The sequence below is a fragment of the Caulobacter sp. X genome (genome assembly GCF_002742635.1).
GTDB lineage: Bacteria > Pseudomonadota > Alphaproteobacteria > Caulobacterales > Caulobacteraceae > Caulobacter.
The window spans coordinates 30173-54987 of sequence record NZ_PEGF01000001.1; the positions used below are offsets into that span (position 1 = coordinate 30173).

The window sequence follows — 24815 nt, forward strand, 5'->3', positions numbered from 1 at the left end:
TGGTGTCGAATTTCAGAATATTTCCGTCACGTAACGGTTATTTTTCGGAAATCCAATTATTCGATCGGCCAGTTGGCCTGCGCCTATAATTTCAGTGCCTGATGATCGGAGTCTAATCGTTCAATGCAGCGATGATTGATCAATATCGATTCGACAATCTTATACTGAAGATTCAAATATTTGATCAATTCTGAAAAATACTGGCCATATAAATTAGACGTGACATATCGAGCGTCGAACTAATTCAACGCTTAGTCGAGCTTATATTCAAATGAGCGTGGGGGGCGGACCTTGTGGGCGCCGCCGTGCATCCACGCTCTTCAGCGGGGATACGCAGCGCGTGCGAATGCCCCTCAAAAAAATCGCAAGCCACGTTTTGGAGCCGGGAAGCCGTTCATAAGCGGCGTCTCGACCGAGGCATGCAGCGCCTCTGAGCGACCGCGTCCGTCCGCTCAGAGGCGGATCGCGCGCAGCCTCAGGGCGTTGCCAATGACGCTCACCGACGAGAGCGCCATGGCCGCTGCTGCGATGGCCGGAGACAGCAGCCAGCCAAAGGCCGGATAGAGCACGCCCGCGGCGATGGGGATGCCGGCGACGTTGTAGGCGAAGGCGAAGAACAGGTTCTGGCGGATATTGCCCATCACCGCGCGCGACAGCCGGCGAGCCTTGACCAGACCCTCCAGGTCGCCATGCAGCAGGGTCACCCCCGCGCTTTCGATGGCCACGTCCGAGCCCGCGCCCATAGCGACCCCGACCTCGGCGGCGGCCAGGGCAGGGGCGTCATTGACCCCATCGCCGGCCATGGCGACCTTGCGGCCTTCGCGACGGAGGCGTTCGACGACTTCAGCCTTCTCGTGCGGCAGGACGTCGGCCTCGACCTCCTCGATGCCCAACTTGGCGGCCACGGCTTGGGCAGTCGTGCGGTTGTCGCCCGTCAGCATGACGACCCGGATCCCGTCGGCCTTCAGCGTCTCGACCGCCTTGGCCGTCGTGGGCTTGATCGGGTCGGCGATGGCCAGGACCGCGGCCGGACGCGCGTCGATGGCGACATAGATCGCCGTGGCGCCGTCCTGGCGCAGGGTTTCGGCGATGTCCGACAGCGCGCCGGGCGCCAGGCCTTGTTCATCCAGGAACCGCGCCGAGCCGATGACGACGGCGCGGCCGTCGACCTTGCCGATCACGCCCTTGCCCAGCGGGGAGTCAAAGCCTTGCGGGTGGCTGAGCGGCAGTTCCTTGGCCGCCGCAGCACGCAGGATCGCATCGCCCAAGGGGTGTTCACTGGCGCGCTCTAGGCTGGCGGCCAGGCGCAGGACCTCATCCTGGGCAAAGCCCTCGACCACATGGATCGCGGTGACCGCCGGCCGTCCTTCGGTCAGGGTGCCGGTCTTGTCGACCACCAGGGTGTCGATGGTTTCGAAACGCTCCAGCGCCTCGGCGTTCTTGATCAGCACGCCGGCCCGCGCGCCGCGTCCAACCCCGACCATGATCGAGATCGGCGTGGCCAGGCCCAGAGCGCAGGGGCAGGCGATGATCAGCACCGAGACCGCCGCCACCAGCGCGAAGGCCAGGCGCGGGGGCGGGCCGATCAACGCCCAGACCAGGAAGGCGGCCACGGCCGCAGCGATCACCGCCGGGACGAACCAGCTCGAGACCCGGTCGGCCATGCGCTGGATCGGCGCGCGGCTGCGCTGGGCCTGGGCCACCATGGCGACGATCTGGGCCAGCAGCGTGTCGGAGCCGACCTTGTCGGCGATCATCAGGAACGAACCGGTCTTGTTGAGCGAACCGCCGATGACGGTGTCGCCCGGCTTCTTGGCCACCGGCATGGACTCGCCGGTGACCAGAGACTCATCGACCTGGGCCTCGCCCATCAGCACCCGGCCATCGACCGGGACCTTCTCGCCGGGCCGGACCTGGAGGTTGAAGCCTGGCTGGATCTCCTCGACCGGGATCTCGAAGTCCTCGCCGTCGAACGAACGGCGCGCGGTCTTTGGCGTCAGGTCCAGCAGCGCCCGAATGGCGCCCGAAGTGTTCTCGCGAGCCCGCAATTCCAGAACCTGGCCCAAGAGCACCAAGACGGTGATGACCGACGCGGCCTCGAAATAGATCGGGGTGGAGCCGTCGGCGCCGCGGAAAGCCGGCGGAAAGACCTGCGGCGCCAAGGTGGCGGCGATGCTGTAGCTCCAGGCCACCCCGATGCCCATGGCGATCAGGGTGAACATGTTGAGCTGACGGGTCAGGATCGACCGCGCGCCGCGCTCGAAGAACGGCCAGCCGCAGCCGAGAACCACCGCGGTGGCCAGCACGAGCTGAATCCAGGCCGACACGCCGGGCGGCAGGTGCAGGAGCATCAGGCCCATGTGCGGCCCCATCTCCAGGGCGAACACCGGCAGGGTCAGAACCACCGCGATCCAGAAGCGCCACGTCATGTCCCGCAGTTCGGGATTGGGCTGGGACTGGGCGGTGACCGTGACCGGCTCGAGCGCCATGCCGCAGATCGGACAGGCGCCCGGCGCATCCCGGCGGATCTCGGGGTGCATGGGGCAGGTATGGACGAGGCCTTCGCGTCGGGGCGCGGGCGTGGAGGTCTGCTGCGCACCACGGCCATGGCCGTGGTGCTCGTGCGAATGCTCGTTCACGATCGTTCGCTCTCACCGCTATCAATACTGCGTGTCGATACGCGCCGGTGGGCGGGACCCCTCATGTGTAGCTGCAGAAAATGCTCGCGGCCGATCGCCGAAGGCGTGTCGTCGGATCAGGCGGCGCGCAGGGTGGTGTCTGGTGGGCAGGCGTCCTCGTCCTGGTCGGGCCAGGCGGTGCGGCGCGCCAATCCTGGCGTCAGGAACAGGAGTGGCAGCTTGAAGGCCAAGAGTTCGCCATGGACGAAGCCATCGACCAGGTGCTCCCACCAGTTGGGCGGGCGACGACCATGGTCGCGCAGCCATCCATCGTACGGCGCCCAATGGCTGGGCTCGTCCTGCTCGATCACCCGAAAGATCTTGGTCAGGGTGCTGTCGTCCCGCACCGCGGCGTTGCGCAGGAGGTCCTCGACCTGACGATGGCCCCGCTTTTCTGTCAGGGAAATGATCCGGCAGAGCCGTTCGAACAGGTCGTCGCGGCCGATCAGCTCGGGGGGCAGATCGTCAATCGGCGAGCCGAACATGATCTCGACGAAGCGATCGATGTGCCCGAAGGCGCGGTCCAGATCGAGCGGCATCACGCCTCGGCGTTCGAACCACCGGCGGAACATCAGATAGTGTTTGCGCTCGTCGGCGCGATGGCGCTCGACCAGCCCGATCAGCGCCTGGTCGTCAGGCCAGCTTGAACGGATCGCGGTGAGCATGCGGTCGATCGCCGTGTATCCGCGATGTTCATTGTAGAGGTAGATCGAGCAGAGGACGTCGAGAAAACGACGCCTGAAACGGTCGCCCATCGGGCCATCTCCCCAAGGTTCGGCGCGCTCTATCCCGACGGCGGCGGGCCTGAACCTTGGCTATAACGGTCCGGGCGCGACGCTGTTCCGAGCACCGTCGGGGCAAGATCGTGGCTGCGCATCCTGATCACCGATACGAGGCGCGGGTGAGCCATGGGTCTGGTCGTCCGGGTTCGATCGCCATCCATCAGCGTCGCCGAAAAGGCGGCCGCGGCTTCCGCGGACCGCTGCCTGTTTGATCAGACATGGCCAGAAAAACGGAAATTTTAGGCGCCCGATCCTGCAAAAGCAGGGCGGCTTTTAGCGGGGAAACACGGTCTGAGGGGTGAGCTATCGCCACTGCGTACGCGATACAGGGGGCCGCAATTTGGCCCAAATCCAGATCGTGAGAACAGCATTTTGGCCAACAACACTTTTCGTTGCCGACTCTTCAGCACCTCCGTCATCGCCGGCCTGGCGATGGTCGGCGCCACCAGCCTGATGGCGGCTCCCGCCGTCGCCCAGACGCAGGATGAGCCCGCCCAGATCGACGAAGTCATCGTCACCGGCTCCCGCATCGCCCGGAAGGACTACGCCGCCAACAGCCCGATCGTCACCGTCACCCAGGAAGATTTCCAGGCGACCGGCTCGATCAACATCGAGACCCTGATCAACGACCTGCCGCAGTTCACGCCGGCGGCGAACGCAGCATCCAACAACCCCAACTCCGGCGGCCAGGCGAACGTGCAGCTGCGCGGCTTGGGGACGGTGCGCACCCTGGTCCTGCTCAACGGTCGCCGCGTGGTGCCGTCCAACGCTTCCTCCGTGGTCGACCTGAACCTACTGCCCACGCCTCTGATCTCATCCATCGAGACGATCACCGGCGGGGCTTCGTCGACCTACGGCTCGGACGCCGTGGCGGGCGTTCTGAACTTCCTGGTCAACGACAAGTTCGAAGGCGTGCAGCTGGATCTGCAGTATGGCCAGTCGAGCCGCAACGACGCGGCCACCACCGCCGTCAGCCTGACGATGGGCGGCCCGATCGCCGACGGGCGGGGCAGGGCGGCGCTGTCGCTAAGCTATTCGGAGCGCGACAGCGTCTTTAACGCCGCGCGCCGTTCGCCCTCGATTTCGGGTTTCGCGGGCACCTCACCGCTGGGCTCCACGGTCTTCGACGCCACCAACCTGCCAAGCGCCGCGGCCATCACGGCGGCGATTCCGGGCGCGGCCCGGGGCAACACCTTCGGTTTCAACAACAACGGCACGCTGTTCGCCTACCAGGGCGCACGTGACTACATCAGCCCCGGCGGTATCGACTACGAGGGCTTCCGCATGCCCGGGCCGCTGCAGCAGACCGATTTCACCTACAACACCGGTCCGCAGAACTACCTGATCATTCCGCAGACCCGCTACAACATCTACGGCGCGGCAAGCTACGAGATCAATTCGGCGATCAAAGCCTATGCCGACTTCATGTTCTCGCAGTACGAAAGCGGCAACCTGCTGGCGCCCAATCCCGCCACCGGGCCCACGACCGGCTTCCGCGTTCCCTCGACCAACCCCTTCATCTCGGCCGAGCTGCGCGGTGTGCTCAACTCCCGGCCCGACCCGACCGGGTCGTTCCGCCTCGACAAGCGCTTCAACATCCTGGGTCCGCGCCAGCAGACCGAGAACTACAGCGTCTTCCAGGTCACCACGGGGCTTCGCGGCGACTTGAAGGGCCTGGGCGACTGGACCTACGACGCCTACTTCTCGTATGGCCGCGTCGACGATGGCACCACCTACACCGGCTATCTGTCGCGCTCGGCCACGCAGCGTCTGCTGGACGCCAGTGACGGCGGCAATTCTCTCTGCGCGGGCGGCTTTAATCCGTTCGGCGAGACGAAGCTGAGCGCCTCGTGCATCAACTACATCAGCCGCATCGCCAAAAACACGACGGTCAATGACCAGCGCGTCTTCGAGGCCAACGTCCAGGGCGGCGTCTTCGATCTGCCGGCTGGGCAGGTCCGTCTCGCTCTGGGCGGCACCTACCGCGAGCAGAACTACAAGCTCGTCCCGGACGCCTTGCTGCTGGCCACCTTCACGCTCAACGGCGTCACCGGCCCTGAACTGGCGGGCAACTCGGCCCAGCCCCTGGCCGGTTCGGACAGCGTCTACGAAGGCTATGGCGAAATCCTGATCCCGCTGTTGCGGGACCTGCCGTTCGTCCACCGCCTGGAGACCAACCTCGGCTATCGGGTCTCCAAGTACGACTCCATCGGCGGCGTCCAGTCGTACAAGGCCGACGCCAGCTGGGAGATCGTCGAGCGCCTTCGCGTGCGCGGCGGTATCCAGCGCGCGGTCCGCGCGCCATCCATCGGTGAACTGTTCGGTCCGCAGAACCTGTCCTTCCCGTCGATCGGCGTGCCGGTGTCCTCGACGGGCGCTCGGCAATTCTCGGGCGATCCTTGCGACGTTCGCGGCTCCTATCGCGCGCCGGGCGCGACGGGCGCAGCTTCGGTTCGAAACCTCTGTCTGGCGCAGAACGTGCCGGGGCAGGTGATCGACGGCTTCACCTTCTCCAACTCCCAGGTCTCGGGTCTGACGGGCGGCAATCCCAACCTGCGCGAAGAGACCGCGGACTCGTTCACGGTCGGCGTCTCGTGGCAGTCGCAGTTCGCCAACCCCTGGCTTGGCCACCTGTCGGGGTCGATCGACTACTACGACATCAGCATCAAGCAGGTGGTCGGCACCGTGTCGGTGACCGAACAGCTGCGGCGCTGCTTCAATCAGGACGGGGTCTCCAACCCGACCTACGACCAGAACAACTTCTTCTGCCAGCTGTTCAGCCGCGACCCCAACTCGGGCCAGATCATCAACACCTTCGAGACCAACGCCAATCTCGGCACGCTCAAGACCACCGGCATCGACTTCCAGGTCGACTGGCGTCTGAACCTGGTCGACCTCGGCGCGCCTGATTGGGGGACGCTGGCTTTCAACGTCACGGGCAACAAGCTGCAGAAGTGGCAGCGCCAGGACATCCCGGGCGGCGCCTTCACCGATCGCAAGGGCACCATCTCCAACTCCTTCGGCCTGACGCTGCCGGAATGGAAGGTGCTGACATCGGCCAACTGGATCTACGGCCCGGTGAACCTTGGCGCGCGGTGGCGCTACCAGGGCGCGGTCGAGAATTTCAATAATCGCGCCCAAGCCATTGATGCCGTGAACTACTTCGACCTCAACGGTTCGTGGAAGGTCAATGGCGCGATCTCGCTCCGCGGTGGCGTGAACAACCTCACCGACCAGCAGCCTCCGGTCTACACGCCGGCCATCTCGGCCAACACCGATCCGTCGACGTACGACCTGATCGGGCGGCGCTTCTATGTCGGCCTGACGGCCAAGTTCTAATCGCAAGACCTTCAGATAAATCAGGAATATCGAAATGTGTGGTAAGTTCTCTCTCATCCCGAGCAAGGTGCAGGCGCGTCTGGTCGGGGCCTGTCTGGCGGCGCTCTTCGCGTCCAGCGCCTCGGCGCATGACTTCTTCATCATGCCCGCCAAGTTCAAGGTCGAACGCGGCGCGCCACTGATGGTCGACGTCACGATCGGCAGCAGCTTTCCTGGCCTGACCAACCCGGTGCCGCCTGAGCGCATCGCCGAGCTTCGCGTCGTCGGCGGCCCTCAGTCGGTCTTCGAGGTCGAAGGGCCCGGCTCCAAGTCGCTGAAGACCCACTTCAAGGGTGATACGCCGGGGCTGGCGATCCTCTCCGCCCGCGCCGTAGCCAGGGAGGTGGAATACCCGGAAGAGCGGATCGCCGGGATCATGGAGGAGTATCAAGTCGAGCCGGCGGCGGTGAAGGCCGTCGAGGCGCTGCCGCGCCCGCGTGTCCTAAAGGCCCTGTCGACCCGCTTCGCCAAGTCCTTCGTCTGCGTCGAACGGTGCGACGGCGGGAGCGACCCGATGCGGCCGTTGGGCCATAGCGTCGAGTTCATCGCGACCGATGCTTCGGCGAAGAGCTTCACCCTGCTGAGCAAGGGAGCTCCGCTGGCGAACTATCCGGTGATCATCGCCAAGCCGGACGGCGTCCGTAGCCATCTGCACACCTCGGCCCAAGGAACGATCGATCTTCCTGGGGACGTGAGTGGCCCGATGATGCTGTTCGCCGCGGTGATGAAGCCGCCCGCTGAAGCCGGTGGACGCTTCACGATGGACCTCGCGTCGCTGACGCTAGTCAAGAACTAGTGGGTAGGGCTCCCGGCGGGGATCAAGCTTCGCCGGGAGCTACCGACTTCCAGTCATAAGGCAGCGGCGGACCCTTCGGCGGCCGGATCAGATATCTTTGGCCAGCCTAGCCCGCGATGTCCGACGGCCGCGTTTGCAGCCCTTGTCGCTCCGTGGAAGCCGTTGGAGTACAATAGCGTACGCATATTGATCGGCTTCATCCGACAAGGGGCGCCAACACCGCCGATTGTACGATCTGCTACTCCAAAGCCGCCCGAAGCCGACGACCTTGCTCGAGATCGTGAAAAGGCGTGCAAAAGGCGGCGCTTTTGGTTCGAGTCGAGCATGGGGTCGATCCAAAATGCACGCTATGGGCGTGTTGCGGTTGGCCTAGTTATGGCCCTGGTTTGACCGTTCGGGACGCGATATCGGCCTGCGGCGCGGAGCCGGAATTTCGATGTAAAACGCATAATGCGTGTCACTCATCCAGAACCCGGGCTCTATTTGCTTCATGTCGCCGAGCGAAGATTTTTCCTGCTTTTAAATCTCCATCTGGAAAGCGCCGAAAGACTTGAAAAGCCCAGGAGTGGCTGATCTACAAGAAGACAGGCAACTTGCGCGCGCCAACTTCTGCCGGGGCGCCGGAAGCTCGAAAGCGGTCCGATACCTTGGCGTCGAGGTCGAAGACGCGCTTGAGCTATCAGAGCAGATCGACCTTTAGCGTAGCAGACGCTGCGCTAGAGCACGACGCGCCTCCACCGAACGTCGGGTTCCTGGAGCGCCTCATCTTGCTGTCAGATAGATAGGATGCTATCTAAAAAAGATAGCAAGCTACCTATTTAATTGATCGCTGTTCCATGACCTCTGCTCGCACCGTTCACGAACGCACTTTCGCCCAGTCGCTGCTGCGCTTGGCGCGGGTTTACCGGCGCGAAGTCAATCGCGCCCTTGCCGCCCACGGCATTTCGGACGCCAAGGCCATGCCGGTGCTGCACATCGCCCGCGCCGGCGGCGGTCTCCGCCAGGGCGCGCTGGCGGAGGAGATCGGGGTGGAGGGGCCTTCGCTGGTCCGGATCCTAGACCAGCTGTGCCAGGCCAATCTCGTCGAGCGGCGCGACGATCCGACGGACAAGCGCGCCAAGACCCTGCACCTGACCGCCGAGGGCCAGGCTCTGGCCGCCGTCGTCGAAAGCGCTGTGCAGGTCGTGCGCGCCCAGATGCTGGCCGAGGTCGGCGACGATGACCTGTCCGCCGCCCTTCGTGTCTTCGCGGCCTTCGAGACCGCCCTGGATCTCGCGGCCGGACAAGGGGTCTGAAACGCCCGACATGCTGCCCAAGTTCGATCGGCATACGCTGCTGTTCTCGGCGAACAGCTTCGCGGCGGCGATGCTCGCCCTCTATATCGGCTTCGCCCTAGGCCTGCCGCGCCCGTACTGGGCGATGACGACCGCATACATCGTCAGCCAGCCGTTGGCGGGGGCGGTGCGCTCCAAGGCGGTCTATCGCGTGCTCGGCACCATGCTGGGCGCGGCCGCCGCCGTGGCGCTGGTCCCCAACCTCGTCAACGCCCCGTGGCTGCTGTCGCTGGCGCTCGCGCTGTGGGTTGGCGGCTGCCTGACCATCTCGCTGCTCGACCGCACGCCGCGCAGCTATGTGATGATGCTGGCCGGCTACACCGCCGCGATCATCGGCTTTCCCAGCGTCTCCCAGCCCGGCGCGATCTTCGACGTCGCCGTCTCGCGCGTGATCGAGATCGGTCTGGGCATCCTCTGCGCGACCCTGGTCCACAGTCTCGTGTTTCCGCGTCCCGTCGGCAGCGTGCTGAAGGCGCGCCTGGCCAGCTGGCTGGGCGAGGCCGATCGCTGGGCGCTGGACGTGCTGCGCGAAGGGGGCGATCAGGCCACGATCGCCCGCGACCGCCGCCATCTCGCCGCCGCCGCGAGCGAGATCCGCATGCTCGCTGTCCACCTGCCGTTCGACACCTCGCGCCTGCGCGAGACGACCGGCGTGGTTCGCGCGCTGCAGGAGCGGATGCTGCTGTTGATCCCGCTGCTCTCCGGCCTGGGCGACCGCATCGCGGCGCTCAGGGAGGTCCGCGAGCCGCGCGTACGTGAAGCCCTCAATGCGGTGATCGCCTGGATCGAGGCCGACGCCCCGCGCGAGAAGGGCCTCGCGCTGATCGCCGACCTTCGGGCGCTTGCCGCGCGTCGGTCGGACGCCAGCTGGAACAGCCTGCTGATCGAGAGTCTGCTGGTCCGTCTGTCCGAAGCCGTTCAAGCGCTGGCCGAGGGGCACGCGTTGATGGCGCGGCTCGATGATCCTGACGCGCCGCTGTCGCCGGCGCTGGACGCGGCCGCCCGCGAGACCGCGCGCCGCAAGATGCACGCCGACCTGCCGCTGGCCCTGCTGTCGGGAGCCGCCGCGGCGATCGCGGTGATGCTGTCCTGCGCGGCCTGGATCCAGTTCGGATGGGGCGACGGGATCGCCGCGCCGGTCATGGCCGCCGTGTTCTGCTGCTTCTTCGCCGCGATGGACGATCCGGTGCCGGCCATCAAGAACTTCGGAATCTATTCGCTACTGGCCCTGCCGTTGGCGGCGCTTTACATGTTCGCCGTGCTGCCGGCGATCGACGGCTTTCCGATGCTGGTCGCCGCCATGGCGCCGCCGCTGCTGTTCCTGGGCCTCTACATCCCCGATCCTCGCCGCATGGGCTCGGCCCTGGCGGTGCTGATGGGCTTTTGTAACGCCCTGGCCTTGCAAGAGACGTTCAGCGCCGACTTCGCGGGATTCCTGAACGGCAATCTAGGTCAGTTCGTCGGCCTCTTCCTGGCCATCATCGTCACAGCGGGCCTGCGCTCGATGGGGGCGGACGCCAGCGCTCGCCGGCTGCTGTCGCGCACCTGGCGCAATCTTGCGCGCCTTGCCCGCGCCCGCCAGGCCCCGGAGTCGGCCGCCTTCGCCGCCGTGCTGGTGGACCGCCTGGGCATCCTGACGCCGAAGCTGGCCGAGGTCGGCCACGCTCACGACCTGGTCGGCGTCGACGCGCTGCGCGACCTGCGGGTCGGCATGAATTTGGTGGCCGTCCAGGCCGCCCGTCCTGACCTGCCGCGCGAGGGCAAGGACCATGTGGACGCAGCGCTGGACGGTGTCGGCGACCACTTCGCCGCCCTGGCCGCGGGCGAGCGCAAAACACCCGGCGCCGAACTGCTGGACCGCATCGACGCCGCCCTGCGCGATCTTGCCGGAGCGTCCGCCGCCTCGGCGGTGCAAGGCGTGTCGGGTCTGGTCGGCCTGCGCCGAAACCTGTTCCCCGAGGCGCCCGCCTTCGTTCCGGAGACCGCCCGATGACCGGCGAAATCGATATCGACGGCGTCTTCCTGTCGTCCGTCCTGATCTCGGCGATGATCGCCCTGATCGTCTCCTTCGTGCTGCGCCGCCTGCTGACCTGGCTCGGCGCTTATCGCCTCGTCTGGCACCCGGCGCTCTTCGACACCGCGCTGTTCGTCATCCTCTGGGCCGCCGTCGTTACGGTCCCATCTCCCTTGAAGTTCTGATCATGCCCTCACTGAAGACCGTTCTGCCCTATGCTGGTCGCATGGCCGTCACCGGCGCCGTCCTCGTCGCCGCCGTCGTTGGCGGCAAGGCGCTCTGGACCCACTACCAGGTGGATCCCTGGACCCGCGACGGCCGCGTGCGCGCCGACGTGGTGCAGGTGGCGCCGGACGTGTCGGGCCTTGTCACCCGCGTCGACGCCGCCAACGACCAGACGGTCAAGGCCGGCCAGCCGCTGTTCTATGTCGATCGCGCGCGCTACGCCCTGGCCCTGCGCCAGGCCGACGCCGCCGTAGAGGCCCAGCGCGCGACCCTGGCCCAGGCGCGGCGAGAACTCGACCGCAACCGCGAACTCGGTGATCTCGTGGCCGTCGAGGTGACCGAGCAGAGCCGCTCCAAGGTCGAGCAGGCGGATGCCGCCCTCGTCCAGGCCGTGGCCACGCGCGACATCGCCGCGCTGAACCTGAAGCGCACCGTCGTCACGGCGCCGACCGACGGCTTCCTGTCGGACCTGACGCTACGCGCCGGCGACTATGTGACGGCGGGCAAGCCGGTGCTGGCGCTGATCGATTCCCGTTCGTTCCGGGTCGAGGGCTATTTCGAGGAGACCAAGCTCTCCGGTTTGAGGATCGGCCAGCCGGTCAGCGTTAAGGTCATGGGCGAGGACAAGGCCCTGAAGGGCCATATCCAGTCAATCGCCGCCGGCATCGAGGATCGCGATCGCGCCGCCAGCGGCAACCTGCTGCCCAACGTCAATCCGACCTTCAGCTGGGTGCGCCTGGCCCAGCGTGTGCCCGTGCGCGTGGCGCTGGACCAGACGCCGCGCGACCTGCGCCTGATCGCCGGGCGCACCGCCACGGTGTCGGTCCTGGCGGGAGCCCGGTGATGAGCATGCTGAGAGGCCTGGTCCTGGCCGCTTCGGCGCTGGCCCTGGCGGCCTGTGCGACCGTCGGGCCGAACTACAAGCTGCCCGCCGAAGCGAAGTTGAACGCGCCCTCCGCCCAGGGACCATTCGTGGGCGCCGCTTCAGCCGCCGTTAGCCAGGACCCCGTTCCTCCTGGCTGGTGGAAGCTCTACGACGACCCGGTGCTGAATGGGCTGGTCGAGGAGGCCCTGAAGGCCAATACCGACCTGCGCGTCGCCGCCGCCAACCTGGCCCGCGCCCGCGCGGTGGCGGGCGAGGCCGACGACGCGGGCGGCTTCAAACTCGGCGCCTCGGCGGCCGCCCAGCACGCGCGGGAGTCCGGCGAGCAGTTCCTGCTGTCCGAGCCCTTGCCGGTCGAGAACCTAGCCGACGCGGGGGTCAAGGTCTCCTACCAGGTGGATCTGGTCGGGCGCCTGAAGCGCGCGTCCGAGGCCGCCCATGCCGACGCCGAGGCCTCAGCGGCCGCGCTCGACCTGGCTCGCGTCAGCGTCGCGGCCGATGTCGCGCGCGCCTATGTCGAGGCCTGCGCCAATGGCCACGAACTGACGGTGGCGCAACGAACCGTCGACCTGCAGGCCCGCAGCCTCGAGGTCACGCGCAAGCTAGTCGGAGCGGGCAGGGGGACGGTGGTCGACCTGACGCGCGCCCAGGCTCTGCTGGACCAGTCGCGCGCGGCCTTGCCAACGTTCCAGAGTCGGCGCCGCGCCGCGCTCTATCGGCTCGCCACCCTGACCGGCAAGCCGCCCGCCGAGTTTCCAAAAGCGGTCGAGGCTTGCGTGACGCCGCCAGCGCTCAAGCAGCCCATTCCGGTCGGCGACGGCGCGGCCCTGCTGAAGCGGCGACCGGACGTCCGCCAGGCCGAGCGGACCCTGGCCGGCGCGACCGCCCGCATCGGGGTGGCGACTGCCGCGCTTTATCCCAGCATCACTCTAGGGGCGGGCGCTGGCTCGACGGGCCTGCTGGCCGACATCGGCCAACCCGCCGCCAATCGCTGGGGCCTGACCTCGCTGATCACCTGGACTCTGCCGGGCGAAGGCGAGCGGGCGCGGATTCGCCAGGCCGAGGCCGGGGCTGACGTCGCCCTGGCGCGATTCGACGGCGTCGTGCTGACGGCGTTGCGCGAGACCGAGACGAGGCTTGACGCCTACGCCCACGACTTGCAACGCCAGGCCGCGCTGAAGGCGGCGCGCGACCAGGCGGTTCTGGCCGAGGACCAGGCCCGGCGTCTCTACCAGGCGGGCCGCAGCCCCTATCTCGCCGGTCTCGACGCCCAGCGGACCCTGGCTGGCGCTGAAGCCGCGCTTGCGGCGTCCGACAGCCAGGTCGCCGTCGACCAGGTGAACCTCTTTCTGGCCTTGGGGGGCGGCTGGGAATGACAGCGGGTGGCTTTGGCTAAGCCATAGCTGGCTCGCCCATTTGTAGGTTTTCCTTGTCCTTCGACGCCCCGCTTCGCCCGTCTGCGCCTTCGTCGAGGCGACGCCGCAGGCTGTGGTTGCAGTCACGCCGCATCGTCTCGGCGATCTAAGCAGAGCTGAACGTCGTCGCTCTGGGATAAGCCAACGACAGCTTCTGGCGCGTGAACGACGCCATGGCCGCAGCGTTCGAAAGCGCCGCACATGGAATGAGGCCCCGAAGCCGGTGGTAGGGGTTGCTGCAAACGTCTCGCAGAAGGTTTGAGCGCCTTGCCTAGAGCGAGCTTTAATCTCAAGGTCTCTGGCATCTGGCCTTGTTGCGGATGCGCTTTGCAAGTCTGCGGCGGGACCGCCAGGAGGGCCTCCCGTGCTGAAGCGTATCCTCGTCGGACTGCTGGTCGTGGCGGTCGTGGGACTGGTCGGTTTCGGGGTCTTCGCCTGGCGTCCGGCGATCGCCGAGATCGCGCCGCCCGCCCCGTCGAGCTTCGCGCCGGACCTCGTGGCGCGTGGCGAGGTGCTGGCCGGGGCTGGCTATTGCTCGACATGCCACACCACGAAAGGCGGCCAGCCGTTCGCCGGCGGCTACCCGATGAAGACGGGTTTTGGCGTAGTCTATTCGACCAATATCACCCCCGATCCCAAGACCGGGATCGGTAACTGGTCTGAGGCCGCCTTCGACCGGGCGCTGCGCGAGGGGGTGGGCCGCGATGGCTCGCACCTGTTCCCGACCTTGCCCTATGACCATTTCACCAAGCTGTCGGACGCCGATGTCTCGGCGCTCTATGCCTACATGATGACCCGGCCGGCGGTGGTCGCTCAGGCCAAGCGCAACGGCGTCCCGTTCCCGCTAAATATCCGCGCCCTGCAGGCCGGCTGGAAACTGCTGTTCTTCAAGCCTGGCCGTTTCGAGCCCGACAAGACCAAAAGCGCCGAATGGAACCGCGGCGCCTATCTGGCCGAAGGTGTCAGCCACTGCGGCGCCTGCCACACGCCACGCAACGTCCTGGGTGCGGAAAAGCGCGATAAGGCCTTCGCCGGCGCGGCCATCGACAACTGGATCGCCCCGCCGCTGACCGCGGCCAATCCCTCACCCGCGCCCTGGGATCAGGCCGAACTGATCTCCTACCTGCGCACCGGCGTCAGCCGCTATCACGGCGTCGCCGCCGGTCCGATGGCGCCGGTGGTTCACGACGGCCTGAGCAAGCTTCCCGACGCCGACATCCAGGCCCTGGCGATCTATTTCGCGGACCGCGACGGCGCGTTGGGTCGCGCCGCCGCCCTGGCGCCGGCGCTGCAAAGGGCGGCCGCCGCCGATCGGCTGAACGTCGGGCCGCAGACCGATCCGTCGGCGCGGCTCTATACGGCCGCCTGCGCCTCCTGCCACTACAACGGCGCGGGCCAGCTCAATCCGCTGCGGCCTGACCTGGCCCTCAACAGCGCCGTCAATCTGGATGATCCGACCAATCTGATCCGGGTGGTGCTTTACGGCGTCAGCGCCAAGGACGGCGCGCCGGGCGTTCTGATGCCCAGCTTCAACCGTTTCAGCGACGCCGACGTCGCCAAGCTGGCGACCTACCTGCGCGCCACCCGCACAAGCAAACCCGCCTGGCCCGACCTTGAGAAAAAGGTCGCGGCGATCCGAGCGCAGGGAAAGTGAGCCCGCCATGACCCAGTTCACGATCAATGGCCGGGCCGTCTCCATTGACGCCGATGAGGACACGCCCCTGCTGTGGGTGATCCGCGACGACATCGGCCTGACCGGAACTAAGTTCGGTTGCGGGATCGGCATGTGCGGCGCCTGCACCGTCCATGTCGGCGGGCGGGCGACGCGATCCTGCATCACCCCGCTCAGCGCCGTCGACGGCGCCGAGGTGACGACCATCGAGGGCCTGGATCCGGCCGGCCAGCATCCCGTGCAGCAGGCCTGGCAGGACCTGCAGACCCCGCAGTGCGGCTCCTGCCAGTCGGGACAGATCATGCAGGCCGCGGCGATGCTCAAGGATTTCCCCCAGCCCACCGACCAGGACATCGACGCGACCATGAGCGGCAATCTCTGTCGCTGCATGACCTATGTCCGCATTCGCGCCGCCATCAAGCAGGCGGCCGCCGCGATGGGAGGCCAGGCGCCCAAGACGGTGGGAGGCAAGTCGTGAGCCGCCTTCCGCCGCTGAGCGAAAAGAGGGGAGGCGAGGGCGGCGGCGTCCTGTCGCGCCGCAATTTCCTGATCGCCTCGACGGGAGCGGGCCTGGCCTTCGGCTTCTCGGCGCTGGTTGAGGCGGCGATGGATCCGGCCGCGCCCGCTGGCGTCCCGATGGCCAAGGCCGGGCCTCAATTCGAGCCGACCCTATGGTTCGCCATCGACGGCGAGGGGATCGTCACGGTCAACATCATCCGCGCCGAGATGGGCCAGCACGTGGGGACGGCGCTGGCGCGCATCCTGGCCGACGAGCTGGACGTGGCGTGGGAAAAGGTGCGGATCGTCCATGTCGACTCCGATCCCAAGTGGGGCCTGATGGTCACCGGCGGCAGCTGGTCGGTGTGGCAGACCTTCCCGATCTTCAGCCGGGCCGGGGCGGCCGGGCGCATCGCCCTGGTCGAGGCTGGGGCCAAGCTGCTGGGTGTCTCGCCAGCCGGCGGAACGGCGCGGGGCGGCGTGGTGCATGTCGGCGGCCGGTCGATCTCGTATGGCGACATCGTCAAGCGCGGCGGGGTCGCGCGGCAGTTCACGCCCGAGGAACTGGCCAAGCTGCCGATCAAGCCGGCCGCCGAGCGCAAGCTGATCGGCAAGCCGGGCAAGGCCTTGGACATCGCCGCCAAGACCAACGGAACCGCGATCTACGGCATCGACGCCAAGGTTCCCGGGATGGTCTTCGCCCGGCCCAAGCTGCCGCCGACCCGCCATGGCGCCAAGGTCCTGTCGATCGATGATGGCGCGGCCAAGAAGATCAAAGGCTACCTGCGCTGCCTGACGCTCGAGGATCCGTCCGACACCGTGCCCGGCTGGGTGCTGGTGATCGCCGAGACCTATCCCGCCGCCCTGCGCGCCTCGGAGCTGGTCAAGGTGAAATGGACCGCTGGCCCTGGCGCGACCGTGTCCGAGAAGGACCTTCAGGACCACGCCGCCAGCCTGATCGCCAAGCCCGATGTCGGGGCGCTTCTGGACACCAAGACCGCAGATACAGCGCCGGCCTTCAAGGCCGCCAAGTCGGTGCTGGAGCAGACCTACACCGCCGCCACCGTGCTGCACTTCCAGCTCGAGCCGCTGAACGCCCTGGCCTTCGAGAAGGACGGGGTGATGGAGATCCACACCGGCAACCAGTGGCAGAGCCTGATCCTGCCGACCCTGGCCAAGGCGCTCGGGCGCCCCGAGACCAGCGTCGTCATGCGCACCTACATGCTGGGCGGCGGCTTTGGGCGGCGGCTGAACGGCGACTACGCCGTGCCCGCGGCCCTGGCGGCCAAGGCGCTGGGCAACCCGGTCAAGCTGGTGTTGACCCGCGAGGACGACGTGCGCTTCGACTCGGTGCGCTCGCCCTCGGTCCAGACCGTGCGCATGGCTTTCGACGGCGCGGGAAACATTCTGGCTCAGGAGCATCACGCCGCGGCCGGCTGGCCCACCCTGGCTAACGCGCCGGCCCTCATGCCCAAGGGCAAGAATGGCGTGGTCTATGACCCCTTCGCCATCTCCGGCGCGGACCACTGGTACGAGGTGGGCGCCCACAAGGTGCGGGCCATCAATAACGACCTGGCCAACGAGACCTTCCGTCCGGGCTGGCTGCGGTCGGTGGGACCGGGCTGGACCAACTGGGCCAGCGAGAGCTTCATCGACGAGGCCGCCCATCACCTCAAGACCGATCCGGTCGCCCTGCGGCTGAGACTGCTGACCGGCGCGGGCGCCAACGCCGGCGACGACGCCAGCGCCAAGGGCGGCGCGAAACGCCAGGCCGAGGTGGTGCGCCGCGCGGCTCAGGCGGCCGGCTGGGGGCAGCCCCTGCCTAAGGACACCGCCCTGGGCCTGGCCACCAGCTTTGGCCAGGAGCGTGACATGCCCACCTGGGTGGCCTGCGTGGCCAAGGTCCATGTGAACCGGGCCAATGGCGTGGTCACGGTCCAGAAGCTCACCCTGGTGACCGACGCCGGGACCATCGTCGATCCCGATGGCGCGCGGGCCCAGACGGAAGGCGCCGCGCTGTGGGGCCTGAGCATGGCGCTGCATGAGGGCACGGCGTTCGTGAACGGGGAGGTCAAGGACCTGAACCTCGACACCTATACGCCCCTGCGGATTTCCGACACGCCGGAGCTGGACATCCAGTTTGTCGACAGCGTCGAGGTTCCGGTCGGCCTGGGCGAGCCGGCGACGACGGTGGTGGCGCCGGCCATCGCCAACGCGATCTTCCGCGCGGTCGGGGTCCGTCTGCGGCACATCCCGATCACGTCGGCCGCCGTGATGGCGGCCTTGTCAGGCAAGGCCTGAACGGCGCTGGCGCCGTTTGAGCTAGACGCCAAGGGCGTGGCGATGGCGACAGGAAAGACGGTGAGCGACTAGATTGGCTCAAGCATCTCGGCGAGCGCCAGCACCACCGTCCACGTCCGCCCCGTGACCCGCGCGCCGAGGGTCTTCTCGACCAGACTCGTCGTCAGCTTCGAGCCGCCGACGCCGTCGGGATAGATCGCATAGATCTGACGGCTTTCGGCCCGCGCCTGCTCGGTTCCGCGGATCGCCGCGCGCAGGGCGCCCATGGCCTTCTTGTCGGGGGTGTCCTTGCAGAACAGAGTCATCATCCAGCCCGGATCGGACGCCGCGAACTCCGGGAATGGGTTGGCCGCGACCAGGGCCCGCCAGGCCTCCGCGGTGCGGACATAGACATCGGTGCGCAGGCCCAGGCGCGCCATCAGCTCGGCTTCGATCTGGGCCTGAAGGTCCGCGCCGGTGCGCTCGCTCTCGAACACCAGATCGCCGACCTTGGGGCCCATGCGGACTTCGGTGTGACCAAGATCGGTCAGCAGGCCCGTCAACTCTTCAGCGGAGATCAGACGGCCACCGGCGGCGTTGACGCCACGCAGCAGGGCGATGTGGAGGGACATGGTCGAGCCTTTCGAACGCGGCGACTGTGTAAGCCCTAGACCGGCAGCCGTCGCGGGGGACGCGGCGCTTCGTACGCATGGTTCGGCGCCTTTGGCAAAGACCCTAGCTGTGGATGGACGGCGCCCGCGAATTAGGCAGTTTGGATTTTGCGGAGATTAACGTCCCGGCGGCGCTCCACAAAGTCGCCGGGCAGCGCCTAGGTCAGCCTCATGCGCGTCCTCGTGATAGACCCCGATCAGGTCCGGGCCGAACTGGTGGCCGAAGGGCTGCAGGGCATCGAGCCTCTGGAGGTGCGCCATTCAGCGCTGTACGACGAGGCCGAGGTTCTGGCGTTCGCCCCCGACGTGGTGGTGATCGCCGCCGAGAGCCCCGACCGCGATACGCTCGACAGCCTCAAGGAGTCGAGCCAGGGCCATCCGGTGGTGATGTTTGTCGATCGCTCGGAGCCCGGGCTCGCTGAGCAGGCTGTGCGGGCGGGCGTCGCCGCCTATGTGGTCGATGGCCTGGCCCCCAATCGCGTGCGCTCCATCCTCGACGTGGCCATGAGCCGGTTCGCCCTGACGCGACAGCTTCGAAGCGATCTGGCCCGGGCGAAGGCGGACCTGGAGTCGCGCAAGGTCGTGGACCGGGCCAAGGGCCTTCTGATGAAGGAGCGGGGGCTCGACGAGGACGGCGCCTACCGCCTCCTGCGCAAGCTCGCCATGGATCGCGGCAAGCCGATCGGCGTGATCGCCGCCGATCTGCTGGCCTTCGCGGGCGTGCTGAAGGGGGATGCTTCGTGAGCGGCCTGTCGGACCTGCGCCTCGGTTTCATCCCACTGACCGATTGCGCGCCGCTGATCGCGGCTCAAACTCAAGGCTTCTTCGAAGACGAGGGGCTGGCCGTCGAACTCGTTCGCGAGGCCTCGTGGGCCACGATACGCGACAAGGTGGCCGTCGGCGCCCTGGATGGCGCCCACATGCTGGCGCCCATGGCCCTGGCTTCCGCCTTTGAGACCGCCGAAAGTCCTGTGCTGGCGCCGCTGGCCCTGAACCGGAACGGCAGCGCCATCACCGTCTCCAAGGCGCTGTTCGAGGCGCTGGGCGGCGAACCGACGAATCCGGCGCTTTCCGCCGCGAAGCTCCGGGAGGTGATCGCCAAGCGTCGTGTTCAAGGCGAGGCGCCGCTGACCTTCGCCGTGGTCTTTCCCGCGTCTATGCACAACTACCTGCTGCGTTATTGGCTTTCCGAGGGCGGGGTAGATCCGGACCGCGACGTGCGTCTGGTGGTCATTCCGCCGCCTCGCATGGTCGAGCGGATGCGGGCCGGCGAGGTCGATGGCTTCTGCGTCGGCGCCCCCTGGAACGCCGTCGCTGAGGCCGAGGGCATAGGGCGCATCCTCGCCACCTCGTCCCAATTGTGGCTGGGCGGGCCGGACAAGGTTCTCGGGATCAGCACAGCGCTTGCCGGCCGCAAGCCTGACGAGCTCCGCGCCCTCCTGCGCGCGATCATCCGCGGGGCGGCCTGGGCGGACGCGGTCGAGAACCGTGACGCGCTCGTCGCGCTTCTGGCCCGGCATGACACGGTTGACGCGCCGCCCGCGGCAATCGTCCGCGCCCTGGAGCACGAGCTCGTGTTCCACCGCGACGCCGCCGGCTTGCCGCGGCGCGAACATGGACTGTGGTTCCTGTCCCAGATGATCCGCTGGGGGCAGATCGCCGCGAACCGGGACCTGGACGTCATCGTCGACCAGGTCTATCGGCCCGACCTCTATCGGGAGGCGGCCTTGTCGCTGGGCCCCGTCCTGGAGCCGGCGCTGGTGTTCGCCGACGCTGTCGGGCCTGTCGAGGCGCGGCTTTTCGACGGCCGCCCCTTCGACCCGAACGCCGCGCGCGCCTATGCCGAGAGCTTCGACATCGCCCGCGTTCAGCGCTGATCTGCCTCCTTAGCGGGCGCCGGGCCTGCCTGAATGGTGAGCAAGTGAGCGTGGGGCATCGGCGGTGGTCTCTGTTCCTTCAGCTCGCGTGACAGATCGCCCGGCATCGTTTCCCCTTTAACTCAGGCCACCGAACAACGGCGTTCGCGGCTGCCAGAGGACCGCTCGGATGCGGTCACCCGCTCGGGGCGATGACGCTCCGCTCTCGCAGACACGCAACCGTTCGAGGCCGTCATGATCTCCCGCGACTTCCTGAAGGCCGGCCATGCGCCGACCCTGTTCGCCGCCTTCCTCTATTTCGATCTCAGCTTCATGGTCTGGGTCATCCTGGGCCCGCTGGGCGTGGCCATCGCCAAGGATTTCCACCTGGACCCGGCCCAGAAGGGTTTGATGGTCGCTGTTCCCGTGCTGGCCGGCGCGGTTCTGCGCCTCGTCAACGGGGTTCTGGTCGACCGGATCGGGCCGAAGAAGACGGGCATGATTGGCCAACTGATCGTGCTGGCTGGCCTCGTTACGGCCTGGGCGCTCGGCGTTCACGACTATCATCAGGTCCTGGCCCTCGGCGTCATCCTCGGGGTGGCGGGCGCCTCGTTCGCTGTCGCCCTGCCGCTGGCCTCGCGCTGGTATCCGCAGGAGCACCAGGGCCTGGCGCTGGGCATCGCCGGCGCCGGCAACTCCGGCACCGCCCTGGCCGCGCTGTTCGCGCCGGTCCTGGCCAAGGTCTATGGCTGGCAGGCCGTGATCGGCCTGGCCGCCATCCCGCTGGCCGTGGCGTTTGTGGTCTACATGCTGCTGGCCAAGGACGCCCCTGAGCAGCCGGCGCCCAAGAAGCTGGCCGAGTATCTCGACGTCCTGAAGGTCCCGGACGCCTGGTGGCTGATGCTGCTGTACGGCGTGACCTTCGGCGGCTTCGTGGGCCTCGCCTCGTCGCTGACCATGTACTTCAACAGCGAGTACGCCCTGGACCCGGTCATCGCCGGCTTCTTCACCGCCGCGTGCGTCTTCGCGGGCTCGTTCATCCGGCCGGTGGGGGGCGCCCTGGCCGACCGCTTCGGCGGGGTCCGGACCTTGAGCTTCGTCTACGCCCTGGCCGCGCTGGGCCTGACGGCGGCCAGCTTCCAACTGCCCTCGGCCTCTATGGCGCTGGCGGTGCTGATGTTCTCCATGTTGGCGCTCGGCGCCGGGAATGGCGCGGTGTTCCAGCTCGCCCCGCAGCGGTTCCGCAAGGAGATCGGCGTCATGACCGGCCTGATCGGCATGACCGGCGGCATCGGCGGCTTCTACCTGGCCTCGACCCTGGGGCTCGCCAAGAAGATGACCGGTTCCTACCAGTCCGGCTTCATCGGCTTCGCGGCTCTTGCCCTGTTCGCGCTGGTGGCCCTGTTCGGGCTCAAGGCCCGCTGGCGCGCCGTCTGGCCGACCCTGCACGGCGAAGCCGTCTCGGTCCGCGTCTGATCCTTTTCCCCGACAAGCGAGATAGCCATGACCAAGGCGCCAAAGCCTAAGGAACGTCTGGTCGTCATCGGCAACGGCATGGCCGGCTGCCGGGCGGTCGAGGAAGTGCTCAAGCGCGATCCCGCCCGTTACGACGTCACCATCTTCGGCGCCGAGCCGCGGGTGAACTACAACCGCATCATGCTGTCGCCGGTGTTGGCGGGCGAGAAGACCTTCGACGACATCGTCATCAACGACGAGGCCTGGTACCGCGACAACGCCATCATCCTGCACGCCGGCCGCGCCGTCACCGCCGTGGACCTGGACGGCCGCAAGGTGGTCGCCGAGGGCGGGCTGGAGGTTGGCTACGACAAGCTGATCCTGGCGACCGGCTCGGACCCGTTCCGTCTGCCACTGCCCGGCGCCAACCTGAAGGGCGTCGTCACCTTCCGCGACTTGGACGACGTCGAGGCGATGGTCGAGGCCTCCGGCAAGCCCGGCGCCCGCGCCGTGGTCATCGGCGGCGGCCTGCTGGGCCTGGAGGCCGCCTACGGCCTAGCGCGCCGGGGCATGGCGGCCACGGTCGTCCACCTGATGGACGTGCTGATGGAACGACAGCTCGACGAGAGCGCGGGATATCTGCTGCGCGAGGCCCTGGCCGAGCGTGGCGTTGACACGGTGCTCGGCGCTCATTCCCAGGAGATCGTCGGCGAGGACGGCGAAGTCGCCGGCCTGAAGCTGAAGGACGGCCGGATCCTGCCATGCGACCTGCTGGTCATGGCCGTCGGCATCCGTCCGAACGCGACCTTGGCTAAGGCGTCCGGGCTGCAGGTCAGTCGCGGGATCATCGTCGACGACGCCATGCGGACCTCGGACCCGGCCGTGTTCGCGGTCGGCGAGTGCGTCGAGCATCGCGGGAACTGCTACGGCTTGGTCACGCCCATCTGGGACATGTGCCGGGTCCTGGCCGAGGCGCTGACGGACGGCGAGGGCGCCTATCAGGGCTCGGTCCTGTCGACGCGCCTCAAGATCTCGGGCGTCGACGTGTTCTCGGCCGGCAAGTTCGCCGGCGGCGATGGTTGCGAGGACATCGTGTTCCGCGACGCCGCGCGCGGCGTCTACAAGCGGGTGGTCATCGAGGACGGCAAGGTCGCCGGCGCGGTGCTGTTCGGCGATGCGGCCGACGGCGGCTGGTACTTTGACTTGATGAAGGCGGGGACGGATGTCGCCGAGATCCGCGAGACCCTGATCTTTGGGCAAGCCATCACGGAGGGCCTCTCGGGCCTGGACCCTAGCGCGGCCGTTGCGGCCATGCCCGACACGCAGGAGATCTGCGGCTGCAACGGCGTCTGCAAGGGGGCGATCACCTCGGCGATCACGAACCAGGGCCTGACCACGCTGGACGATGTCCGCGCGGTGACCAAGGCCTCGGCCTCATGCGGATCCTGCACGCCGCTGGTCGAGCAGGTTATCCGCTTGACCCTCGGAGACGGCTTCAAGGCCCAGACTGGTCCCAAGCCGATCTGCAAGTGCACGCACCACCCGCATGGCGACGTGCGCAAGGCGATCGTCGAGCTCAAGTTGAAGTCCATGCCCGCAGTCATGCAGGCACTGGAATGGACCACGCCCGACGGCTGCGCCGCGTGCCGACCGGCCCTGAACTACTACCTGCTGTGCGCTTGGCCCGGCGAGTACGTGGACGACGGCCAGTCGCGCTACATCAACGAGCGCGTCCACGCCAACATCCAGAAGGACGGGACCTATTCGGTGGTGCCACGGATGTGGGGCGGCATGACCAGCCCCGCCGAGCTGCGGGCCATCGCCGACGTCGCCGACAAGTACGACATTCCGGCCGTGAAGGTGACGGGCGGCCAGCGCATCGATCTGCTGGGCGTCAGGAAGGACGACCTTCCGGCCGTGTGGGCCGATCTCAACGCGGCGGGCATGGTCAGCGGCCACGCCTACGCCAAGGGGCTGCGGACGGTGAAAACCTGCGTCGGCAGCGACTGGTGCCGGTTCGGCACCCAGGACTCCACGGGTCTCGGGATCAAGCTTGAGAAGTTCATGTGGGGCTCATGGGCCCCGGCCAAGGTCAAGCTGGCCGTGTCGGGCTGCCCCCGCAACTGCGCGGAGTCGACCTGCAAGGACATCGGCGTCATTTGCGTCGACAGCGGCTACGAGATCCATGTCGGCGGCGCGGCGGGCCTGCACATCCAAGGCACGCAGCTGCTGACCAAGGTCCCCACCGAAGACGAGGCGATCGCCGTGATCGCGGCGGTCATGCAGATGTATCGCGAGGGCGGCTGGTACCTGGAGCGGATCTACAAGTGGATGGCCCGGGTGGGGCTCGACACGATCCGCGCCGCCACGGTGGACGATCTGGAGAGCCGCGCGGCGCTCTTCGCCCGCTTCGTGAAATCGCAGGAAACCGCCCAGATCGACCCGTGGGCGGAGCGCGCCACCGGCGGCGTGGCGGCCGGCGAGTTCAAGCCCATGGCGACCCTTCCGATGGAGATGGCGGCCGAATGACCCTGCAAGCCCATATCGACCCCGATTGGCGGGATGTCGGCGCGGTGACCGACATCCCTGAGCGCGGCGCGCGGCGGGTGACCACGGCCCAGGGCGACGTCGCGGTGTTCCGCACCGGCGACGGCCAGGTGTTCGCCCTGGTCGACCGCTGCCCGCACAAGAAGGGTCCCTTGAGCCAGGGCATCGTCCACGGCCACGGCGTGACCTGTCCGCTGCACAGCTGGGTCATCGACCTCGCGACGGGGCGACCGACGGGCGCTGACGCCGGCAAGGGCTGCGCGCCCGTCGTGCCGGTCCTGGTCCGCGACGGCCGAGTCCTGCTGGCCCAGCCGGCGATGGCGGACTGATC

Annotated in this window: 18 protein-coding genes and 1 pseudogene; 16 read left to right on the forward strand and 3 right to left on the reverse strand. The window is 67.5% G+C overall.

Features of this window, described 5'->3' with window-relative positions:
- Positions 1-452: 452 nt before the first annotated feature.
- Together CSW60_RS00170 and CSW60_RS00175 are read right to left on the reverse strand one after the other, a co-directional pair.
- Positions 453-2540: a copper-translocating P-type ATPase gene (locus CSW60_RS00170; protein WP_062099960.1), complete on the reverse strand. Its 2088-nt coding sequence runs from the start codon at positions 2538-2540 to the stop codon at positions 453-455.
- A 215-nt stretch (positions 2541-2755) separates the two neighbouring features.
- Positions 2756-3433, reverse strand: coding sequence for a hypothetical protein (locus CSW60_RS00175; protein WP_062099959.1), 678 nt, complete (start codon positions 3431-3433; stop codon positions 2756-2758).
- Between the two features lie 399 nt (positions 3434-3832).
- Between CSW60_RS00175 and CSW60_RS00180 the strand changes: the two genes are divergently transcribed.
- From CSW60_RS00180 to CSW60_RS00225, 11 genes and pseudogenes are all read left to right on the forward strand, one after another.
- The gene (locus CSW60_RS00180; protein WP_062099958.1) at positions 3833-6799 is read left to right on the forward strand and encodes a TonB-dependent receptor domain-containing protein; all 2967 of its coding nucleotides are present in this window, start codon (positions 3833-3835) and stop codon (positions 6797-6799) included.
- A 34-nt stretch (positions 6800-6833) separates the two neighbouring features.
- A complete protein-coding gene (locus CSW60_RS00185; RefSeq protein ID WP_062099957.1) occupies positions 6834-7634 on the forward strand; it encodes a DUF4198 domain-containing protein in 801 nt (266 codons plus the stop codon).
- A 569-nt stretch (positions 7635-8203) separates the two neighbouring features.
- Positions 8204-8334, forward strand: a pseudogene (locus CSW60_RS24335) (integrase); the annotation flags it as partial.
- 136 nt (positions 8335-8470) lie between these two features.
- Positions 8471-8929: a MarR family winged helix-turn-helix transcriptional regulator gene (locus CSW60_RS00190; protein WP_099535067.1), complete on the forward strand. Its 459-nt coding sequence runs from the start codon at positions 8471-8473 to the stop codon at positions 8927-8929.
- A 10-nt stretch (positions 8930-8939) separates the two neighbouring features.
- The gene (locus CSW60_RS00195; protein WP_099535069.1) at positions 8940-10961 is read left to right on the forward strand and encodes an FUSC family protein; all 2022 of its coding nucleotides are present in this window, start codon (positions 8940-8942) and stop codon (positions 10959-10961) included.
- The gene (locus CSW60_RS00200) at positions 10958-11167 is read left to right on the forward strand and encodes a DUF1656 domain-containing protein (RefSeq protein ID WP_099535071.1); all 210 of its coding nucleotides are present in this window, start codon (positions 10958-10960) and stop codon (positions 11165-11167) included. The genes CSW60_RS00195 and CSW60_RS00200 overlap by 4 nt, the downstream gene beginning before the upstream one ends.
- A 2-nt stretch (positions 11168-11169) precedes the next feature.
- The gene (locus CSW60_RS00205; RefSeq protein ID WP_099535073.1) at positions 11170-12051 is read left to right on the forward strand and encodes an efflux RND transporter periplasmic adaptor subunit; all 882 of its coding nucleotides are present in this window, start codon (positions 11170-11172) and stop codon (positions 12049-12051) included.
- Positions 12051-13466: an efflux transporter outer membrane subunit gene (locus CSW60_RS00210; protein WP_099535075.1), complete on the forward strand. Its 1416-nt coding sequence runs from the start codon at positions 12051-12053 to the stop codon at positions 13464-13466. The genes CSW60_RS00205 and CSW60_RS00210 overlap by 1 nt, the downstream gene beginning before the upstream one ends.
- 403 nt (positions 13467-13869) lie before the next feature.
- The gene (locus CSW60_RS00215) at positions 13870-15159 is read left to right on the forward strand and encodes a cytochrome c (protein ID WP_099535077.1); all 1290 of its coding nucleotides are present in this window, start codon (positions 13870-13872) and stop codon (positions 15157-15159) included.
- A 7-nt stretch (positions 15160-15166) separates the two neighbouring features.
- Entirely contained in the window at positions 15167-15655 is a 489-nt protein-coding gene (locus tag CSW60_RS00220; protein WP_099535079.1) for a (2Fe-2S)-binding protein, read from the forward strand.
- The gene (locus tag CSW60_RS00225) at positions 15652-17976 is read left to right on the forward strand and encodes a xanthine dehydrogenase family protein molybdopterin-binding subunit (RefSeq protein WP_099535081.1); all 2325 of its coding nucleotides are present in this window, start codon (positions 15652-15654) and stop codon (positions 17974-17976) included. The genes CSW60_RS00220 and CSW60_RS00225 overlap by 4 nt, the downstream gene beginning before the upstream one ends.
- A gap of 68 nt (positions 17977-18044) precedes the next feature.
- Here CSW60_RS00225 and CSW60_RS00230 read toward each other — a convergent pair whose 3' ends face one another.
- Complete coding sequence (locus CSW60_RS00230; RefSeq protein ID WP_099535083.1) at positions 18045-18587, reverse strand: DUF1697 domain-containing protein; 543 nt, start codon at positions 18585-18587, stop codon at positions 18045-18047.
- Positions 18588-18797: 210 nt separating this feature from the next.
- Here CSW60_RS00230 and CSW60_RS00235 point away from each other — a divergent pair, with 210 nt between their 5' ends.
- The 5 genes from CSW60_RS00235 (at position 18798) to nirD (ending at position 24813) form a co-directional block, all read left to right on the forward strand.
- A complete protein-coding gene (locus tag CSW60_RS00235) occupies positions 18798-19370 on the forward strand; it encodes an ANTAR domain-containing response regulator (RefSeq protein WP_099535085.1) in 573 nt (190 codons plus the stop codon).
- A complete protein-coding gene (locus CSW60_RS00240) occupies positions 19367-20503 on the forward strand; it encodes a CmpA/NrtA family ABC transporter substrate-binding protein (RefSeq protein ID WP_099535087.1) in 1137 nt (378 codons plus the stop codon). Before CSW60_RS00235 ends, CSW60_RS00240 begins: the two co-directional genes overlap by 4 nt.
- Positions 20504-20737: 234 nt before the next feature.
- The gene (locus CSW60_RS00245; protein ID WP_099535089.1) at positions 20738-21958 is read left to right on the forward strand and encodes a NarK/NasA family nitrate transporter; all 1221 of its coding nucleotides are present in this window, start codon (positions 20738-20740) and stop codon (positions 21956-21958) included.
- Between the two features lie 27 nt (positions 21959-21985).
- The gene (gene nirB / locus CSW60_RS00250) at positions 21986-24466 is read left to right on the forward strand and encodes a nitrite reductase large subunit NirB (protein ID WP_099535091.1); all 2481 of its coding nucleotides are present in this window, start codon (positions 21986-21988) and stop codon (positions 24464-24466) included.
- Positions 24463-24813, forward strand: a complete 351-nt coding sequence (gene nirD, locus CSW60_RS00255) for a nitrite reductase small subunit NirD (RefSeq protein ID WP_099535093.1) — start codon at positions 24463-24465, stop codon at positions 24811-24813. Before nirB ends, nirD begins: the two co-directional genes overlap by 4 nt.
- The last annotated feature ends 2 nt before the right edge of the window (positions 24814-24815 follow it).

Bases quoted from the DNA above. Each gene is read 5' to 3' on its own strand.
- CSW60_RS00170 (WP_062099960.1), bottom strand. From the start codon at position 2,540: ATGCACCCCGAGATCCGCCGGGATGCGCCGGGCGCCTGTCCGATCTGC.
- CSW60_RS00175 (WP_062099959.1), bottom strand. From the start codon at position 3,433: ATGGGCGACCGTTTCAGGCGTCGTTTTCTCGACGTCCTCTGCTCGATC.
- CSW60_RS00185 (WP_062099957.1), top strand. From the start codon at position 6,834: ATGTGTGGTAAGTTCTCTCTCATCCCGAGCAAGGTGCAGGCGCGTCTG.
- CSW60_RS00190 (WP_099535067.1), top strand. From the start codon at position 8,471: ATGACCTCTGCTCGCACCGTTCACGAACGCACTTTCGCCCAGTCGCTG.
- CSW60_RS00195 (WP_099535069.1), top strand. From the start codon at position 8,940: ATGCTGCCCAAGTTCGATCGGCATACGCTGCTGTTCTCGGCGAACAGC.
- CSW60_RS00200 (WP_099535071.1), top strand. From the start codon at position 10,958: ATGACCGGCGAAATCGATATCGACGGCGTCTTCCTGTCGTCCGTCCTG.
- CSW60_RS00205 (WP_099535073.1), top strand. From the start codon at position 11,170: ATGCCCTCACTGAAGACCGTTCTGCCCTATGCTGGTCGCATGGCCGTC.
- CSW60_RS00210 (WP_099535075.1), top strand. From the start codon at position 12,051: ATGAGCATGCTGAGAGGCCTGGTCCTGGCCGCTTCGGCGCTGGCCCTG.
- CSW60_RS00220 (WP_099535079.1), top strand. From the start codon at position 15,167: ATGACCCAGTTCACGATCAATGGCCGGGCCGTCTCCATTGACGCCGAT.
- CSW60_RS00230 (WP_099535083.1), bottom strand. From the start codon at position 18,587: ATGTCCCTCCACATCGCCCTGCTGCGTGGCGTCAACGCCGCCGGTGGC.
- CSW60_RS00235 (WP_099535085.1), top strand. From the start codon at position 18,798: ATGCGCGTCCTCGTGATAGACCCCGATCAGGTCCGGGCCGAACTGGTG.
- CSW60_RS00245 (WP_099535089.1), top strand. From the start codon at position 20,738: ATGATCTCCCGCGACTTCCTGAAGGCCGGCCATGCGCCGACCCTGTTC.
- nirB (WP_099535091.1), top strand. From the start codon at position 21,986: ATGACCAAGGCGCCAAAGCCTAAGGAACGTCTGGTCGTCATCGGCAAC.
- nirD (WP_099535093.1), top strand. From the start codon at position 24,463: ATGACCCTGCAAGCCCATATCGACCCCGATTGGCGGGATGTCGGCGCG.